Genomic DNA, 18,721 nt, shown 5'->3' on the forward strand with positions numbered 1-18,721 from the left:
GCTGATTTCCAACGTAGCGAGTTTTGACCGTGAACGACGCAACCACTGGCCTGGATACGCTTGAAAACTCACTTCTGGCCGAAATCGCCTCGGCCGCCGATGAGCCGGCCATCGAGGCCGTGCGCATCGCTGCTTTCGGCAAGAAGGGCGCCGTGTCCGAGATGCTGAAGACACTTGGCGCGATGACCGCCGAGGAGCGTCAGGTCAAAGGCCCCGCCATCAACGGCCTCAAGAACCGCGTCACCGACGCGCTGACTGCCCGCAAGGCCGAGTTGAAAGATGTGGCGATCACCGTGCGCCTCGCCGCCGAAAAGGTCGATGTGACGCTGCCGGTGCGGCAGTCGCCGGCTGAGCGCGGCCGTATACACCCGATCAGCCAGGTCATCGACGAGATTGCGGCGATCTTCGGCGACCTCGGATTTTCCATCGCCGAAGGTCCCGATATCGAGACCGATTACTACAATTTCACCGCGCTGAATTTCCCAGAAGGCCATCCGGCGCGCGAGATGCACGACACCTTCTTCTTCCAGCCGGACGAGAAGGGCGAGCGCAAGCTTCTGCGCACCCACACTTCGCCGGTGCAGATCCGCACCATGGAGACGAAGAAGCCGCCGATCCGCATCGTCATTCCGGGCAAGACCTATCGCCAGGATTCGGACGCCACCCATTCGCCGATGTTCCATCAGGTCGAGGGGCTGGTGATCGACAAGACGGCGAACGTCGCCAACATGAAGTGGGTGCTGGAGGAGTTCTGCAAGGCCTTCTTCGAGGTGCCGCAGGTCAAGATGCGCTTCCGGCCGTCCTTCTTCCCGTTCACCGAGCCAAGCCTCGAGGTCGACATCCAGTGCGACCGCTCCAGGCCCGGCGAAGTGCGCTTCGGCGAAGGCTCCGACTGGATGGAGATCCTCGGCTGCGGCATGGTTCATCCCAACGTGCTGCGCCATGGCGGGCTCGATCCGGACGAATATCAGGGCTTTGCCTGGGGGATGGGCATAGACCGCATCGCCATGCTGAAATACGGCATGCCGGACCTGCGCGCCTTCTTCGATGCCGACGTGCGCTGGCTGTCACATTACGGGTTCAGGCCGCTCGACATGCCGACGCTGTTCGGAGGCCTGAGCGCATGACAGCGCCCTATGCCGGCGGCTGCCGCTGCGGCGCCGTGCGGTTCGAGGCATCAGTCGAACCGCATCACGTCAGCTATTGCCATTGCGGCGATTGCCGGCGGGCCAGCGGCGCGCCGGTGTCGGCCTTTGTCGGCTTCCTGGTCGATCAGGTCGCGTTCACCGGCAAGGCGCTGAAGATGTATGAGAACGGCCCGGTGACGCGCTCGTTCTGCGGCACTTGCGGCTCACCCATCGCCTATGTCGACGAGCGGCTGGAGGACGACATCTACTTCATGCTCGGCACCATGGACATGCCGGCCGATTTTGAGCCGACGCAGCATGCCTATGTCAGCGAACAGCTTGCCTTCCTGCATATATCCGACGACCTGCCGAGACATCTGAAAACAAGCGTCAAAAGACCAGACGGAACAGTCCCATGAAATTCACCCTCTCCTGGCTCAAGGACCACCTAGAGACCGACGCCACGCTCGACGAGATCGTCGAGCGACTGACCTCGATCGGCCTCGAAGTCGAGCATGTCGACGACAAGTCGAGCCTGAAACCCTTCGTCATAGCCAGGGTGTTGACGGCGGTGCAGCACCCCGATGCCGACCGGCTGCGCGTGCTGACCGTCGATACGGGCAACGGCAAGCCACCCGTGCAGGTCGTCTGCGGCGCGCCAAACGCCCGCGCCGGCCTGATCGGCGCCTTTGCCGCGCCCGGCACCTATGTGCCCGGCATCGACGTGACGCTGGCCGTCGGCAAGATCAGGGGGGTCGAAAGCCATGGAATGATGTGTTCCGAGCGCGAGCTGGAACTGTCCGACGAGCACAACGGCATCATCGACCTGCCTGAGGATGCGCCTGTCGGCACCAGCTTCGCTGCCTATGCGCACATCGACGATCCGGTCATCGAGATCAATTTGACGCCGAACCGGCCGGATGCGACCAGCGTCTACGGCATCGCCAGGGATCTGGCGGCGAGCGGGCTTGGCCGCCTCGTCGGCGGCGCCATCATGCCGCATGTCGGCAACGGCATGTGTCCGGTCAAGGTAACGATCGAAGCGCCGGAGCTCTGTCCCGGCTTCGCGCTCAGGCTGGTCAAGGGCGTCAAGAATGGGCCGTCGCCAAAATGGCTGCAGCAGCGGCTGATCGCCATCGGCCTGAGGCCGATCAGCGCGCTGGTCGACATCACCAATTACGTCACCTTCGACCGCGGCCGCCCGCTGCATGTGTTCGACGCCAGCAAGGTTGCCGGCAATCTCGTCGTGCGCCGCGCGCGCGATGGTGAAAAGGTGCAGGCGCTCGATGGCCGCGAATACACGCTGACGCCGGAAATGTGCGTCATCGCGGATGACAACGGCGTCGAGTCCATCGCCGGCATCATGGGCGGCGAGCATTCGGGCTGCGACGAGAACACATCAGATGTGCTGATCGAATCCGCCCTTTGGGATCCGATCACCACGGCGCGCACCGGCCGCACGCTCGGCATCATCACTGACGCCCGCTATCGCTTCGAGCGCGGCGTGGACCCCGAATTCATGGTTCCCGGCGTCGAACTGGCGACCAAACTGGTGCTCGATTTCTGCGGCGGCACGCCGACCGAAATGGAAGTCGTCGGCTATGCCGGCTATCAGCCGAAGATCGTTTCCTTCCCTCTTTCGGAAGTGAAGCGGCTGACCGGCATCGAGGTTCCCAGCGCGGAAAGCCTCGACATCCTGTCGCGCCTCGGCTTCAAGCCGGAGGGCTCGGGCGATGTCGTCGATGTCGCCGTGCCGTCCTGGCGCCCCGACGTCGATGGCAAGGCAGACCTGGTCGAGGAGGTCATGCGCATCCACGGCGTCGACAACATCGCACCGCAGCCGCTCGGCGCGCATGACGCGGTCAACGCCAGGATCCTCACCACGCTGCAGGTCCGAACCCGCACCGCCAAGCGAGCGCTCGCCGTGCGCGGCATGATGGAGGCCGTCACCTGGTCGTTCATCCCGGCCAAACATGCCGAACTGTTCGGCGGTGGCCAGACCGCGCTGAAGCTCGCCAACCCGATCGCCGCCGACATGTCCGACATGCGGCCGTCGCTGCTGCCGGGCCTGATTGCTGCTGCCCAGCGCAATGCCGACAAGGGCATCGGCGACGTGGCGCTGTTCGAAGTCTCGGGCACCTATGAGGGCGACGGCGCCGACCAGCAGCGGCGCGTGGCCGCCGGCGTGCGCCGCGGCACCGCCAAGCTCGACGGCTCAGGCCGCAACTGGGCCGGCAATTCGGGTGCGGTCGGCGTGTTCGACGCCAAGGCCGACGCGATCGCCGCACTGGAAGCCTGCGGTGCGCCTGTCGACCGGCTGCAGATCGAGGCCGGCGGCTCGGCCTGGTATCATCCCGGCCGTTCCGGCACGATCAAGCTCGGTCCGAAAACCGTGCTCGGCACCTTCGGCGAATTCCACCCGAAGACGCTGGAAGGCCTTGATGTTTCCGGGCCACTGTGCGGCTTCGAAGTCTTCGTCGATGCCGTGCCCGAACCGAAGGCCAAGCCGACGAAAACCAAGCCGAAACTGGAACTGTCCCCCTTCCAGGCGGTCAAGCGCGACTTTGCTTTCGTCGTCGACAAAACGGTCGAGGCCGGCACGCTGGTGCGCGCGGCGCTCGCCGCCGACAAGAAGCTCATCACCGCCGTCTCGGTCTTCGACATCTTCGAAGGCGCTTCGCTGGGCGAGGGCAAGAAATCGGTCGCCATCGAAGTGTCGATCCAGCCGGTTGAAAAGACACTGACCGATGAGGATTTCGAGGCACTGGCCAAGCGTATCGTCGAGAATGTCGGCAAGCAGACCGGTGGCGTTCTGAGGACGTAGCGCCCAAGGCGACTGAACTGTTAGCGATGGGGCTGCTCATCCGTCCACGGGACGGATGAGCAGCCGTTGCCGCAATGGTCAGAACCCGCCGCCGACCCTCAGGCCAAAGGCATGGCTGTAGCTGTCTTGAAAGCCGATTGTGCCGCGATAATCGAGCCCGATGGATAACCCTTGGTGCAGCAGCAGATCGGCGCCCAGGCCGATCATCACCTGGTCACTCGCCAAAGGCTGCGTCTGGAAGCCATAGACAAGGCCATCCGGACTATCCGCGTAGCGGATATCGACGCCGCTCGAGCCGGAGAATTCGTGAGTGTATTCAAACCGGAAGCGTGGTGTGAAGACGCCGAGGGCCACCGGCATGTCATAGCCGCCGGCAAGGCCAAGCGTGCCGCCGAAGCTGTCGACGCTCTGCTTGCCGAAGCTCAGCGAATAGATGCCTGCTCCGGTTTCGGTAAACGCGTCGAGGCTCGAAGAGGATGCCGTCAACCTGGCGAACGGAGTGAGTCGCAGCCCGCCGACGCGATGATCGAAACCGGCAGTCAGCGAGCCGAAAATCTGGTCGCCGTCACGCTGACCGTCGGCAAAGCCGCCAACACTTGTGACGAAGCGCTTCGAATCGAAGCTGAACGAACCGTAGCCGGCCAGGGCATCGAGAAACAGGTTTTCGGCCGGGCGATAGCTTGCATAGAGCGTCGCGCTGTAGGCCTCGCCGGAACTCTCGGTGCCATTGCCGCCAATGTCGCTGTCGTCGCTGGAGTAGCCGACGGCCAGACCTGCGACGAAACGGTCGTTGAAACGGTAGTCGATGCCGGTGGTCATGTTGATCGAAACGGAGTCCCGCTCCGCGCTATCGTCAGGCGAACTATGGCCGAGATCGATGTGGCCGCCGGCCCACAAGCCGAAGCCCAGCTTTGCCGCGTCGCCCCCACAATCGGATCCGTCTGGAAAGTCGACGCTGGCGGCATTGCCATCGGCGCCTTGGCCAGACAGTTCGAGCCCATTCGCAAAGGCCTTGCGGCACGCCTCGCTTCGCAAAGCGCCCATGCGATGGTTGATATTGTCTGTCTGCCCGGCGGCGAATTGCTGCACCGCTTGCGCCTGGGCATTGAGCAGCCCGGCGACCTCCGGATCGTCGGATGGGTCCGGCCGCGTGGTGACGGTGATGGTCACCGTGGCCGGATCGGAAACGCCGCCGGGGCCGGTCAGTGTGTACGTTACGATGACGGTGCCTGAAAACACCGGCGAGGACGCGAAGGTCAGTAGGTAGTTGGGCGCGCCGGACAGCGTCGCCGTGCCGCCCTCGGCGGGGGCGCTGGACATGATCGCCGCGGCGCTGAATGGTTCGCCGGTAGCACCCGGTGTCAACGGCAGCGAAGCTGACATGCCGGCAACGATCGTCATGGTCAGTGACGGCGCCGTCGGTCGGGGCGCCGCAGCGATGTCCAGCGTATACTCGCGTCTTGCCCTGTTCTCGGAGGTGTCGAACACATCGACGGCAAAGGCAAATGATCCGCTCTCGGTCGGCGTGCCGCCGAGTGTGCCATCGGTTGCGAGCGAAACGCCTTCGGGCAGATTTCCGATGATCCGCTGAAACGTGTAAGGCGCGCCCACACCGCCGGTTGCGGTCAGCATCTGGCTATAGGGCTGCCCAACCCGGCCATTGGGCAAAGCTGCCGGTGAAATTACGATGGGCAGGCCAGTGGTGATCGCAAGCGTGTAGTCGCGTTCGCCGTTGTTGCCGACATGGTCCGTCGCCCGAATCCTGAAACTGTAGACGCCGGGGGGCGCTATGACCGGCCCGGAGAGGACGCCGGCACTGCTGAAGGCGACGGGCATGGAGCCCGAAACGATCGAGAACGTAAAGGGGCCGCCAGCACCACCCGAAGCCGTCAGCGCCTGGCTATAGGGCTGGCCAATCTGCGCGCCGGGCAAGGCAGCTGGTGAAATGACGACCGGGTTGTCCGCGATCACGATGGTGTAGTCGTGTTCGCCGCTGTTCCCGACAAGGTCTGTCGCCCGGACCCTGAAACTGTAGACGCCGGGGGCGGCTATCACTGGCCCTGAGAGGACGCCGGCACTGCTGAAGGCGACGGGCATGGAGCCCGAAACGATCGAGAACGTGTAGGGACCGCCAGCGCCACCCGAAGCCGTCAGCGCCTGGTTATACGGCTGGCCAATCTGCCCGCCGGGCAACGCAGCAGGCGAAATCAAGACCGGGTTGTCCGCGATCACAATCGTGTAGTCGCGTGTGCCGGTGTTGCCGACCTGATCTGTCGCCAGGACTCTGAAATTATAGGTGCCGGGGGCGGCTATCACTGCCCCGGAGAGGACCCGCCGCTGCTGAAGGAGACCGGCGTGACCCCCGAAGTGAGCGCGAACGTGTATGGCCCGCCAGCTCCGGCTGAAGCCATCAGCGTCCGATCATAGTGCTCACCAACTCTCCCATCCGGCAGCGTGGCCGGGGAAATCACGATCGGCTCCGCCGCAGCACTTGCATTGAGCGAGGCTGCGATCAGAACGCAGAAGGTCGCGGCAATCCAGAACCACTTCGCAGTCAATTTTGCCCTGTCGATCGGTCCTCTCGACGATGCTGCTGGCCAAACCGACGATATCTGCATGCCCAGGCTACTCCAGCCGGTGTGGAAAATTCCAATAGCAATCGTCCATGCCGGCAGATGGGCAGACGCGCATAGTCGTCAGATGACGAGGGTGGGGCTGTTTTAGGGCCAGGCCGAGCATCATGGTCCGGTCACGTTGCAATCTGGCCACATCTTTGGTGGCGCTATGGGCGAAGCATTGCGGATACTTGCCGAATCGCTCTCCAAAGGGCGATGGATCCTCTCTGCTATTCGGGCCTTCCTCTTGAAGAGCAGCGCGCGGCATTTCTCGCCATCGTGCTTGCCGACCCGCTGTTACGCGACGCGCTGGCGCGGGCTCGCACGCTCGACCTGCCGGACTGGCTGGTGGTTTCCGGCGCGCTCTACAACAGTGTTTGGAACCATCTGACCGGCAAGCCTTCGGGGTATGGCATCAGGGATGTCGACCTGTTCTACTTCGATGACAGCGACCTCTCCTACGAGGCCGAGGACGCCGTTATTCGCCGCGCGGAGAAGCATTTCGAAGGACTGCCGCTGCCGGTCGAGGTGCGCAATCAGGCGCGGGTGCATCTTTGGTATCCGCAGAAGTTCGGGCGGCCTTGCCCGCACTATTCGAACGCCAGCGATCCCGTCTGCTATTTCGCGTCGAAGACGCACGCAGTCGGGGTTCGATACGATGCTGACGGGCAGCTGGTGTTGGTGGCGCCGTTCGGGCTGGATGATGTTTTTTCGTTCCGCATCACACCGAACCGGGTGATGGACAATCAGAAGACGCATGAGGCGAAGGGCAGACGCGCCCAGGAGTATTGGCCGGAGATCACTGTCGTGCCTTGGTAGGAAATGTCGGCAGGGCAGAGGGGGGCGCTTCACGCCAGCGTCTCTCACCTTTTGCACCGCGCTGCGTACGAAAAAGGGGCGCCCGGCGCCCCTTTCGCTTACTCGCAGTTTTTACCCATTCACCAGCGCCAGCAACTCCTCAGTATAGCGCTTGCCCATAACCTTGTTGGGCGACAGCGCGTCACCAATAGCCTGCACCTCGGCCGCGCTTAGCGCGATGTCCGCCGCCGCCGTGTTCTGCTCCAGATGGCGTATCTTGCGCGCGCCGGGGATCGGTACGATGAAATCGCCCTGGTGCAGCACCCAGGCCAGCGCCAGCTGTGCCGAGGTCACGCCCTTTTTTAACAGCCAGCTTTTCCAAGGTGGCGATGACAGCGGCGTTGGCTTCCATCGCCTCGGCCTGGAAGCGCGGCAAGGTCCGGCGCCAGTCGCCGTCGCTCAAGGCCTCGGGCTTGGCGATCGTGCCGGTCAGCAGCCCACGGCCGAGCGGGCTATAGGGAACGAAGCCGATGCCGAGCTCGCGGCAGACGGCGAACACCTCGTCTTCCGGGTCGCGGCTCCACAGCGAATATTCGCTCTGCACGGCCGATATCGGATGCACGGCATGGGCCCGGCGAATGGTCGCGGCACTCGCCTCGGACAGGCCAAGCGCGCGCACCTTGCCCTCGCGCACCAGTTCGGCCATGGCGCCGACCGTATCCTCGATTGGCACGTTGGGGTCGACACGGTGCTGGTAGTAGAGGTCGATCACATCGGTGCCCAGCCGTTTCAGCGAGGCCTCGGCGACCGCTTTGACGTGCTCGGGGCGGCTGTCGACGCCCGCCATGCGGTCGAGGCCTGTACCTTCCTCCAGAATCCGGAAGCCGAATTTTGTCGCGATCGTCACCTTGTCACGCACCGGCTTCAGCGCCTTGCCGAGCAGGATCTCGTTCTCGAAGGGGCCATAGACTTCCGCCGTGTCGAAGAAATTGACGCCGATGTCGACGGCGCGGTGCAGCGTGGCGATCGCATCGGCTTCCGCTTGGCCGCCATAGGCGAAGCTCATGCCCATGCAGCCGAGGCCGACGGGGTAGACGTTCAATTCAGTTCCTAGCTTGCGGGTTTGCATAACGCGTCTCCTTGTTGCGATGTGGGAGAAATAGCGCCTTGCCTTGTGTTCGATAATTGGCTTTCATCCGCACGGGCTGTACTAAAAGATAGATCAATGAATCGAGCGCATCTTTCACAACTGGCGGTGCTGGCGACTGTCGCTCAATGCGGCAGCTTTCGCGGCGCCGCCAGGGAATTGGCCATCGCGCCTTCGGCGGTCAGCCATGCGGTGTCCAGCCTGGAGGCGCGGCTTGGCGTTCGGCTGCTGGCGCGCAGCACACGCAGCGTCGCGCCGACCGAAGAAGGTGCGCAGTTGCTGGAGCGGCTGCGGCCGGCGCTGTCGGAGATCGATCTGGCGCTGGAGACGGCAATCGAGACGCGCGACCGGCCGGCCGGCAATCTGCGCCTGACCGTGCCGCGCACCGCAGCGCATTTGGCGCTGACGCCACGGCTGGGCGCCTTTGCGTCGGCCTATCCCGACATCGTGCTGGAGATCGTCATCGAGGACCGCTTCACCGACGTGGTGGAAGGCGGCTTCGATGCTGGCGTCCGGCTTGGCGAGAGCCTGCAGCGCGACATGATCGCGGTGCGCATCGGGCCGGACCTTCGCGGCGCGGTGGTCGGCGCCCCGGTCTATTTCGAGGTCAACCCCAAGCCGCGCCACCCGCGCGACCTGGCCGGCCACCGCTGCATCCGCTTCCGCTTCTCCAGCGGCATCCTCTACCGCTGGGAGTTCGACAAAGGCCGCGAGACAATCGAGATGGCGGTGGAGGGACCGCTGATCCTCGACGAGGACCATCTGATCGCCCAGGCGGCGGTCGACGGCGCCGGGCTCGCCTTCGTCTTTGAGGACTATGTCCGCGCCCCGCTCGCCGACGGCAGGCTGATCCGCGTGCTGGAGGACTGGTGCCCGCCCTTCGACGGCTTCTTTGTCTATTATCCGAGCCGCCGTCAGATGCGGCCAGCGCTCAGGGCGTTTGTCGATTTCTTCAAGGTGAGTGGATAGAGCGGGCTCGCCCCTCCCCCTGGTGGAAGAAAACCGGCATCGCGGTCGTTCACCAACGATGCAAACATCGATCACCAACAGCACCACCCGCTATGGCTGGGGCGCGATCATTCTTCACTGGCTGATTGCGCTGATCTTCATCGGCCAGTTCGGACTCGGCTTCGTCATGGTGCGGGTGACCAGCCAGCGCACCGCCTTCGAACTGATCCAGCTGCACAAATCCTTCGGCTTCCTGCTGCTCGGCCTGATCATCCTGCGCATCGTCTGGCGCTGCGGCAATACAACGCCGGCGCTGCCGGGCTCGGTCGGGACTTTGGAACGTCGGGCGGCACCGTTGGCCCATTTTGCGCTCTACGCGTTTCAGCTTGCCTTGCCCTTGTCCGGCTGGGCGCTGGTGTCGGTCTCGATGCTGGAGATACCCAGCCTGCCGTTCAACCTGTTCGTCATGCCGAACCTGCCGCTGGCCGAATCGGATGGTGCCGAAAGCTTCTGGGCGGCGGCGCATTGGTATCTTGCCTATGCCGGCATGGCGCTTGTGGCTCTCCACGTTGCGGCGGCACTGCGGCATCACTTCCAGCTCAGGGATGGCGTGCTCATGCGCATGATCACGCCTTCGTCAGATCCGGAATAGAGCGAGCGGTTCATTCGTTCATGGAGTGAGGGCGCAGGAATGCGCTGCCTCCAACAAGGAACATCCCCATGTACACGCGCATTCTCGGATTTGCGGCGGTCGCCGCTTGCCTCGCCATGCCTGTTTCAGCGGCCGTCGCGCTTGGCGACGCCGCCGGCAGCTATTCGATCAGCCCGGCCAACTCCAGCATCCGCTTCTCCATCGGCAAGGTCGGCGGCGGCGGCCTGAATGGCGCCTTCGCCCGCTTCAAGGGCTCGATCCGCATCGACAACAGCGATGTCGGGCGCTCGCAGGTCAATTTCACCATCTTTCCCGAAAGCGTTGGCACCGGCCAGGGCCGTATCGATGCCTTCCTGCGCTCCGACGCGGTGTTCGATGCCGCCAACAACCCGGAGATCCAGTTCCGCTCTACCAGCGTGACCCGAACCAGCGACACCACGGCCCTCGTCAGCGGCCGGCTGACGGCGCGCGGCAAGACGTTTCCGGAAAAGTTCACGGCCGAGCTTGGCGGTCTCAAGGCCGGGACGATCAAATTCCATGTCACCGGCAAGGTGCTGAGGTCGCGCTACGGCATGGATGTCGGCACGCCAATCTATTCCAACATCGTCGACTTCGACATGACGCTGACCGGCAAAAGGGGCTGACCCTCGTCATTGGCTTTTCCGGCGATTTCGGGCAAACCTCGTTGCCTGTAATTGTGATGGAGAAGCCTGATGTTCCGATGGGGTGTGTTGTCGACGGCCAAGATCGGCCGCGAGCATTTGTTGCCGGCGATGGTCGAGGCGGAGAACGGCGTGCTGTCGGCGATCGCCAGCCGTGACCTGTCGAAGGCCAAGGCGCTGGCCGAGCGCTTCGGCGCGCGCCATGCCTTCGGCTCCTATGAGGAACTGCTTGCCTCCGACGAGGTCGATGGCGTCTACATCCCGTTGCCGACCTCGCAGCATGTCGAATGGGCGGCCAAGGCCATCGAAGCCGGCAAGCACGTGCTGGTCGAAAAGCCGCTGGCGCTCGACGCCAAGGACATCCTGCCGCTGATCAAGCTGCGCGACCAGAAAAAGGTGCTGGTCTGCGAGGCCTTCATGGTCATCTACCACCCGCAATGGATCAAGGTACGCGACCTCATCGCCAGCGGCGCCATCGGCCGGCTGCGCCATGTGCAGGGTGCCTTCTCCTACTACAATGTCGACCCCAGCAACATGCGCAACCAGCTCGACCTCGGCGGCGGCGCGCTGCCCGATATCGGCGTCTACCCGACCGTGTCGACGCGCTTTTCGACCGGCAAGGAGCCGCTGCGCGTGCAGGCGACGATCGAGCGCGACAAGACATTCTGCACCGACATCTACTCCTCGATCCGCGCCGATTTCGGCGACTTCGAGCTGTCCTTCTATCTGTCGACGCAGATGGCGGCGCGCCAGGTGATGGTGTTCCACGGCGAGAAGGGTTTCATCGAACTGTTCTCGCCCTTCAATGCCGGGCTCTACGACCACCACCGCGTCGAACTGCACAACCAGAACCACACCGAGGCGCAGGTGTTCCGCTTTCCCGGCACGCAGCAATACCGGCTGGAGGTCGAGACCTTCGCGCGTGCAGCACAGGGCGGCAAGGAGCGCGTCTTCACGCTGGAGGAATCCGTGCTCAACCAGAAAGTCATCGATGCCATCTTCCGCGCCGGCGGCAAAGAAGGCTGGGAGACCGTCTGACCCCTTGCAATTGAAGTAGCCGGCTAATTCTGGGAGGAAAGATGGCTGACGATGCGGACGTGATCATTGTCGGCGCCGGCCTTGCAGGGCTGGTTGCCGCCGCCGAGCTTGCCGAGGCCGGCAAGAAAATCATCATCGTCGACCAGGAGCCCGAGCAGTCGCTGGGCGGCCAGGCATTCTGGTCGTTCGGCGGCCTTTTTCTCGTCGATTCGCCCGAGCAGCGGCGCATGCGCATCCGCGATTCGCATGACCTGGCGTTGGAAGACTGGTTGGGCACCGCGGCTTTCGATCGGCCGGAGGATTTCTGGCCGCGCAAATGGGCGGAAGCCTATGTCGGCTTCGCCGCCGGCGAGAAACGCTCCTGGCTGATGCAGCGCGGCCTGAAATTCTTTCCTGTGGTCGGCTGGGCCGAGCGGGGCGGCGGCAATGCCATCGGCCATGGCAATTCGGTTCCGCGCTTTCACATTACCTGGGGCACCGGCCCCGGTGTGCTCGAACCGTTTGTGCAGCGCCTGCGCGAGGCGCAAAAGCGCGGATTGATCAGTTTCAAATTCCGCCACCGCGTCAATGAACTGGCGCGGACGGGTGCTGTTGTGACCGGTGTGCGTGGCGACATCCTGCAGCCCAGCGCTGTCGAGCGCGGCCACAAGAGCGCACGCGAAATATCAGGCGATTTCGAGCTTCACGCGCAAGCGGTGATCGTCGCCTCCGGCGGCATCGGCGCCAACCATCAACTGGTGCGGGAGAATTGGCCCAAACGGCTGGGCGCCGCACCGAAGCGCATGATCACCGGCGTGCCCGATCACGTCGACGGCCGCATGCTGGCAATCGCGGAACAGGCCGGCGGCTCGATCATCAACCGCGACCGCATGTGGCACTATGTCGAGGGCATCAAGAATTGGGCGCCGGTCTGGACCGATCATGCGATCCGCATCCTGCCCGGCCCGTCATCGCTGTGGCTCGATGCGCGCGGCAAGCGCCTGCCGGTGCCGCTCTATCCCGGTTTCGACACGCTGGGCACGCTCTCCCACATCATGAGCACCGGCTTCGATTATTCCTGGTTCATCCTGACCAAAAAGATCATCCAGAAGGAGTTCGCGCTGTCGGGCTCCGAGCAGAACCCCGATTTGACCGGCAAGAGTTGGCGCCAGGTGCTCGGCCGCGCCACATCGGGCATTCCGGGCCCGGTCAAGGCGTTCATGGAGAAGGGCGAGGATTTCATCGTCGAGGCCGATTTACCGATGCTGGTCGCGCGCATGAACGCGCTTGCCGGCGGCGAGCCGCTTCTTGAGGTAGCCCAAGTCGAGCGCGAAATCCGCGCCCGCGACCGGCAGCTCGACAACCCGTTCTCCAAGGACATGCAAATCACCGCTCTGCGCGGGGCGCGCGCCTATCTCGGCGACCGGCTGATCCGCACGGCCAAGCCGCACAAGATGCTCGATCCGGCAAACGGCCCGCTGATAGCGGTGCGCCTCAACATCCTGACCCGCAAGACGCTGGGCGGCCTGCAGACCGATCTCGACAGCCGCGTGCTGGGTGCCGATGGCCAGCCGGTTGCGGGACTCTACGCCGTCGGCGAAGCCGCCGGTTTCGGCGGCGGCGGTGTGCATGGTTATGCGGCGCTTGAGGGCACCTTCCTCGGCGGCTGCATCTTTTCCGGCCGCAGCGCCGGCCGTGCGGCGGCCGCTTCGGTGGGATGAGCCGGGGCCGGTCGGTTCTCAGAGTCCAGCCGCGATCACCAGCGCCAATCGCCCTGTCCAAGCGCGGTCACCGCATCGACGATCCGGGTGAAGCTTGCGCGGGCGCGGCCGACCGTGTGCCGGCCTCGGAGATAACCATGCACCAGCCCCGTTTCCTCGAACCAGGTTGCGCGTCCGCCCGCCGCCACGACCAGGTCGTGATAGCTCTCGCCATCCGACGACAGCGGGTCGCACTCGGCGGTGATCAGTACTGTCGGCGGCAGGTTGGAGAAGTCGGTGTCGGCGAGCGGCGACAGCGTGATGTCCCCGGTCCTATCAACGCCGCCGGTGCGGATATGCTTGTAGAATTCGAGATCGCGCACGGTCAGCATCGGCGCTTCGGCGTGCTTGACATAGGAGCCTTTCGAACGGTCGCCGCCGAGACCGGGATAGATCAGCACCTGGCCGACCGGCCCTTTCGAATGGCCGCGCGTGGCGTGACTGACGGCGGCGCAGAGATTGCCGCCGGCGCTGTCGCCGCACAGCACGATAGGATGATCGCGATTGGCGGCGGCCCATTCGAAGGCGCTCATCGCATCGTCGAAGGCCGCCGGATGCAGATGCTCCGGCGCCAGCCGATAATCGACCGAGACCACCTCATAGCCGGTGCGGGCACAGAGCTCGGCGCAGACATCGTCGTGGCTGTCCAGCCCACCGAGGATGAAGCCGCCGCCATGGACATAGAGCACCGTCACCGCAGCTTTGTGTGTGCTTCGGTAGGTGCGGATCGGGATGTCGTGCGTGGGCGTCGCAATGGCTGAGGTTTCGACCGCCACGCCTTCGGGATAGCCGGCAAAGAATTCGCGGCACATGCGGTCATAGATCCCGCGCTGCTGCGCGATCGTGTAGTCGATCGTGTCGGGCGGATAGTAGGAATTGGTCCGCTCTATGAACGCCCAGGTCTCGGCGTCGATGAGGGTTTTGTAATCGGTCATGGGTGCTGGAAAGGCGCCCAAGGCTGAGCCAGGGCGCCCCCCTCTGTCCTGCCGGACATCTCCCCCTCAAGGGGGGAGATCGGATGTTGCGAAGGCTTTCGCCAACCTTCTGCGTCGCAAGAGTGCAGAGATCGAAGCTGCCAATCTCCCCCCTTGAGGGGGAGATGGCCGGCAGGCCAGAGGGGGGTAAGCGCCATCGTTCCGGCGGTATCCACTACTTCCCCTTCCAAACCGGCTCACGCTTCTCCGCAAAAGCGCGAAAACCCTCCATGCCATCCTCGGAGCCGTAGAGGGCATCGACCGTCGGCAGCTGGCGGCGGGTCACCTTGTTCATGGCGTCCTGGAAGGTCAGCGCCTCGGCCACACGCGCGGTCTCCTTGATCGCTGCAAAGACCAGCGGCGGGCCGCCTGCGAGCAGCCGGGCGATCTCCCAGACACGGTCCTCGAGCTTCTCCTTGGGCAGCACTTCGTTGACCAGGCCCCAGCGATGCGCCTCGGCCACATCCATCCAGCGGCCGGTCAGCAGAAGGTCCATGGCGACATGGTAGGGGATGCGCTTCGGCAGTTTGATCGTTGCCGCGTCGGCCAGCGTGCCGGCGCGGATTTCGGGGAGCGCGAAGGAGGAATGATCGGAGGCATAGATGAGGTCGCAGGACAGCGCCAGCTCGAAGCCGCCGCCGACCGCCATGCCGTTGACGCAAGCGATCACCGGCTTGTTGAGGTCGCGCAATTCTTGCAGCCCGGCAAAGCCGCCGACGCCATAGTCGCCATCGACGGCATCGCCGCCGGCAGCGGCTTTGAGGTCCCAGCCGGCACAGAAGAACTTGTCGCCGGCGGTCTTGACGATGGCGACGCGCAATTCCGGATCGTCTCGGAATGCCTTGAAGGTCTCGCCCATCAGCCGAGAGGTCTTCAGGTCGATGGCGTTGGCTTTGGGCCGGTCGAGGGTGACCTCGAGGATGGTGCCCTCGCGGCGGGTCGAAATGACGTCAGACATTCTTGTTCTCTCCCAGCACCAGCAGTGCGTCGGCGATCCAGGCGCCCTTGCCTTCGCTGCAGACGATCAGCGGGTTGATGTCGAGTTCCTCGATCTCACCGGCATTCTGCTGCACGAAGGCGGCAATGCCCGAAATGGCATCGATGGCAGCCGCGACATCGGCTTTTGGCCGGCCGCGATAGCCCTCGAGCAGCGGGAACAGTTTCAGGCCGCGCAGCGCCGCCTCGATATCGTCGCGCGTCGCCGGCAGCATCAGCGTGACGCTGTCGCGCAACAATTCGACCAGCACGCCGCCGGTGCCCAAGGTCATCACCGCACCGAACATCGGGTCGCGGGTGAAGCCGACGATGAGCTCGGCGACACCGTCGCGCACCATGCGCTCGACATAGAGCCCGGTGCCGAGCGGCAAGAGGTCATGCGCCGCGGTGCTGACGGATTCGGCATCCCTGAGGTTGAGCCTGACGGCGCCAACTTCGGATTTGTGGCTGACGCCGAGCGCCTTCAGTGCGACGGGAAAGCCGAGCGCCATCGACGAAATCACCGCCTCGACCGCATTGGCGGCCCGTTCGCCCTTCGACACAGGCAGGCCGGCCTTGATCAGCCGCGATTTTGCTTCGGCCTCGTCGGGCGTGACATGGTCGCCACGAGGCGCACCGGCAGCAGAAGTGTCGATCGGCTGCGCCTGTGGTTCGGCCCAAGCCCAACCGATGAAGGCCGCCGCCCCGGCGGCATCCATGGCTTCCGAAATGCCGAACAACGGCACCATGCCGCGCGCCATCAGCTCGGCCGTGTACTCCTCCGGCAGGTTTTCCGGCAGCGACGAGACGATCGCGCCATGTGCCTTGTTGGTCTTCAGCGCCGATTCGAAGGCGCGCAGCGTCGCCCACCAATCGGTGACCGAACAACGATCAGGTCGCGGAAAATCCAGCACCAGCATGTTGAGGTCGAAGCCGCCCGACACCATTGCGGTGAAGGTGGCGGTCATCGCCGGCTCGTTGTTCCAGATGAAGGTGTGATAGTCCAAGGGATTGGCGACCGCGACCAGCGGCCCGAGCGTCGATTTGACATGGGCGCGGTGGCTGTCGGTCAGCACAGGGAAATTGACCCAGCGCCCTTCGGCGCTGTCGGCCATGACAGAGGCCTCGCCGCCCGAACAGCTCATCGACGACAGCCTATAGCCGGGCAAAGGTCCGGTGATGTGCAGCAGCTTCAGCGCCTCGATAAAGGCGGGGATCGAATCGACACGCGCAATGCCGAGCCGCCGCAGGAACGCACCCGAGGCCGCATCCGAGCCGGCCAGCGAGGCGGTGTGCGAGACGGTCGCCTGCCTGGCCTGTTCGGAACGGCCGACCTTCATGGCGATGATCGGCTTTTTCAGCTCGCGCGCCCGTGCCGCCAGCCTCTCGAAGCCGGCTACCGAATCGAAGGCCTCGATATGCAGGCCGAGCGACGTGACCCGCTCGTCCTCGATCAGGCCGAGCGCCATTTCGGACAGACCGGTCTGCGCCTGGTTGCCGGCGGTCATCAGGAAGGCGATCGGCAGGCCGCGCCTCTGCATGGTCATGTTGATGGCGATGTTGGAGGACTGGGTGATGATGGCGACGCCCTTGCCGCCCTCGGCCAATCTTATGCCGCCATGCTGGTCGGGCCACAGCAGCGCGCCGTCGGCATAATTGATCAGGCCGTAGCAATTCGGCCCGATGATCGGCATCGAGCCGGCTGCGGCGACCAGCTCGGCCTGCAGCCGCTCGCCATCATCGTCATAGGCCTCGGTTTCGAGGAAGCCGGCGGCAAAGCAGACGGCGCCGCCGGCGCCGCGCTCGGCCAACGCCTTGATCACCTCGATGGTCAAATGCCGGTTGACGCCGACAAAGGCAGCATCGGGCGCGCCCGGCAGGTCAGCCACCGAACGATAGGCCTTGCGACCGGCGACCTCATCCTTGGTCGGATGCACCGGCCAGATCTCGCCGGCAAAGCCCATCTTGATCGATTGCGCGACGACGGCCGCGGCCTGCGCACCGCCGAAGACGGCGATCGATTTCGGCCGCAGGAGACGCTCAAGTTTATGCATATGTTATGCCCCGAACGGACGCAGCAGCGCCCTTGAAATAATGTGGCGCTGGATCTCTGACGTGCCTTCCCAGATGCGCTCGACGCGCGCGTCGCGCCAGATGCGCTCCAGTGGCAAATCGTCCATCAGTCCCATGCCGCCATGAATCTGGATCGCCTCATCGGCAACGTATGCAAGCATCTCGGTGGCCTTCAGCTTGGCCATGGCCATGTCCTGGTCGGTGACGGTGCCCTGATCGTACTTCCAGCCGGCTTCGAACACCATCAGGTCGGCGGCCTTCAATTCGGTCGCCATATCGGCCAGCTTGAACGACACGCCCTGGAACTTTCCGATCTGCTGGCCGAACTGCTGGCGCTGCGCGGCATATTCGACGGCATGGCCAAGCGCCCGCTCGGCGCGGCCGAGGCAAGTGGCGCCGACCTGCAGCCGGGTGGCGCCGAGCCAGGAATTGGCGACGTCGAAACCCTTGTGGACTTCGCCCAACACTTGGGCGGCGGGCAGCCGGCAATCGTCGAATTCGAGGATGGCGTTGGTGTAGCCGCGATGCGAGACGTTGCGGTAGCCATCGCGGACGGTGAAGCCCTTCGTCCCTTTGTCGACGAAGAATGCGGTGATCTTCTTGCGTTTGCCGCGCGGCGAATCCTCTTCGCCTGAGGCCATGAAAACGATGGCAAAGTCGGCGAGGTCGGCGTGGGAGATAAAATGCTTGGTGCCGTTCAGCACCCAGTCGTCGCCGTCCTGTACGGCGGTCGCCTTCATGCCGCGCAAATCGGAGCCTGCGCCCGGCTCGGTCATCGCCAGGCAGTCCCATTTCTCGCCGCGGATGCAGGGGAACAGATATTTCTCGCGCTGCTCCGGCGTGCCGGCCAAAAGGATGTTGGACGGGCGCGCCACACAGGTCCAATGCAGCGCGTAATTGGCGCGGCCGAGTTCCTTTTCGTAGAGCAGCCAGGTCACGGTATCCAGGCCGGCGCCGCCGACGTCGGCCGGCATGTTGGCGGCATAGAGCCCGGCCTCGATCGCCTTGGCCTTGATTTCCTCGATCAGGTCGCGGCGCAGCACACCGGTGCGCTCGACCTCGCGCTCATGCGGATAAAGCTCGTTCTCGACGAACGCACGCGTAGTCTCGACGATGAGCCTCTGTTCCTCCGACAGCCCGAAATCCATG

14 protein-coding genes and 1 pseudogene are annotated in these 18,721 nt (G+C 64.2%); 9 read left to right on the forward strand and 6 right to left on the reverse strand.

Annotation, left to right across the window (positions count from 1 at the left end; all coding sequences use genetic code 11):
* Positions 1-29: 29 nt before the first annotated feature.
* From pheS to pheT, 3 genes are read left to right on the forward strand one after another with little or no spacing between them, the layout of a single operon-like run.
* Complete coding sequence (pheS, locus tag EOB80_RS15795) at positions 30-1,127, forward strand: phenylalanine--tRNA ligase subunit alpha (protein WP_127266805.1); 1,098 nt, start codon at positions 30-32, stop codon at positions 1,125-1,127.
* The gene (locus tag EOB80_RS15800; RefSeq protein WP_127328541.1) at positions 1,124-1,546 is read left to right on the forward strand and encodes a GFA family protein; all 423 of its coding nucleotides are present in this window, start codon (positions 1,124-1,126) and stop codon (positions 1,544-1,546) included. Before pheS ends, EOB80_RS15800 begins: the two co-directional genes overlap by 4 nt.
* Positions 1,543-3,951: a phenylalanine--tRNA ligase subunit beta gene (pheT, locus tag EOB80_RS15805; protein WP_127328542.1), complete on the forward strand. Its 2,409-nt coding sequence runs from the start codon at positions 1,543-1,545 to the stop codon at positions 3,949-3,951. Before EOB80_RS15800 ends, pheT begins: the two co-directional genes overlap by 4 nt.
* Before the next feature lie 78 nt (positions 3,952-4,029).
* Here the strand turns inward: pheT and EOB80_RS15810 are convergent, their stop codons facing one another.
* A complete protein-coding gene (locus EOB80_RS15810) occupies positions 4,030-6,267 on the reverse strand; it encodes an autotransporter domain-containing protein (RefSeq protein WP_127328543.1) in 2,238 nt (745 codons plus the stop codon).
* Between the two features lie 515 nt (positions 6,268-6,782).
* On the opposite strand from EOB80_RS15810, the gene EOB80_RS15815 reads away from it, so the two are divergent.
* The gene (locus tag EOB80_RS15815; protein ID WP_127328544.1) at positions 6,783-7,385 is read left to right on the forward strand and encodes a nucleotidyltransferase family protein; all 603 of its coding nucleotides are present in this window, start codon (positions 6,783-6,785) and stop codon (positions 7,383-7,385) included.
* A 111-nt stretch (positions 7,386-7,496) separates the two neighbouring features.
* On the opposite strand, the pseudogene EOB80_RS15820 reads toward EOB80_RS15815, so the two are convergent.
* A pseudogene (locus EOB80_RS15820) lies at positions 7,497-8,493 on the reverse strand (aldo/keto reductase).
* 96 nt (positions 8,494-8,589) lie between these two features.
* Here EOB80_RS15820 and EOB80_RS15825 point away from each other — a divergent pair.
* From EOB80_RS15825 to EOB80_RS15845, 5 genes are all read left to right on the forward strand, one after another.
* On the forward strand, positions 8,590-9,480 hold the full coding sequence (locus tag EOB80_RS15825) for a LysR family transcriptional regulator (protein ID WP_127319122.1): 891 nt from the start codon (positions 8,590-8,592) through the stop codon (positions 9,478-9,480).
* Between the two features lie 58 nt (positions 9,481-9,538).
* The gene (locus EOB80_RS15830; RefSeq protein ID WP_127319124.1) at positions 9,539-10,111 is read left to right on the forward strand and encodes a cytochrome b; all 573 of its coding nucleotides are present in this window, start codon (positions 9,539-9,541) and stop codon (positions 10,109-10,111) included.
* A gap of 68 nt (positions 10,112-10,179) precedes the next feature.
* On the forward strand, positions 10,180-10,755 hold the full coding sequence (locus EOB80_RS15835) for a YceI family protein (protein ID WP_127328545.1): 576 nt from the start codon (positions 10,180-10,182) through the stop codon (positions 10,753-10,755).
* 69 nt (positions 10,756-10,824) lie between these two features.
* Positions 10,825-11,811 carry a Gfo/Idh/MocA family oxidoreductase gene (locus EOB80_RS15840; protein WP_127328546.1) on the forward strand — a complete coding sequence of 329 codons (987 nt, stop codon included), beginning with the start codon at positions 10,825-10,827 and terminating at the stop codon, positions 11,809-11,811.
* Between the two features lie 41 nt (positions 11,812-11,852).
* Positions 11,853-13,511, forward strand: coding sequence for an FAD-binding dehydrogenase (locus tag EOB80_RS15845; RefSeq protein ID WP_127328547.1), 1,659 nt, complete (start codon positions 11,853-11,855; stop codon positions 13,509-13,511).
* Between the two features lie 35 nt (positions 13,512-13,546).
* On the opposite strand, the gene EOB80_RS15850 is transcribed toward EOB80_RS15845, so the two are convergent.
* From EOB80_RS15850 to EOB80_RS15870, 4 genes are all read right to left on the reverse strand, one after another.
* Entirely contained in the window at positions 13,547-14,485 is a 939-nt protein-coding gene (locus tag EOB80_RS15850) for an alpha/beta hydrolase (protein WP_127328548.1), read from the reverse strand.
* A gap of 214 nt (positions 14,486-14,699) precedes the next feature.
* The gene (locus tag EOB80_RS15860) at positions 14,700-15,482 is read right to left on the reverse strand and encodes a carnitinyl-CoA dehydratase (protein ID WP_127270028.1); all 783 of its coding nucleotides are present in this window, start codon (positions 15,480-15,482) and stop codon (positions 14,700-14,702) included.
* Complete coding sequence (locus tag EOB80_RS15865) at positions 15,475-17,553, reverse strand: acetate--CoA ligase family protein (protein ID WP_127328549.1); 2,079 nt, start codon at positions 17,551-17,553, stop codon at positions 15,475-15,477. The genes EOB80_RS15860 and EOB80_RS15865 overlap by 8 nt, the downstream gene beginning before the upstream one ends.
* A 3-nt stretch (positions 17,554-17,556) precedes the next feature.
* Positions 17,557-18,720, reverse strand: coding sequence for an acyl-CoA dehydrogenase (locus EOB80_RS15870; RefSeq protein WP_127322328.1), 1,164 nt, complete (start codon positions 18,718-18,720; stop codon positions 17,557-17,559).
* Position 18,721 lies beyond the last annotated feature (1 nt).

The sequence above is a fragment of the Mesorhizobium sp. M7A.F.Ca.MR.245.00.0.0 genome (assembly GCF_003997415.1).
In the GTDB taxonomy this organism is placed as follows: Bacteria; Pseudomonadota; Alphaproteobacteria; order Rhizobiales; family Rhizobiaceae; genus Mesorhizobium.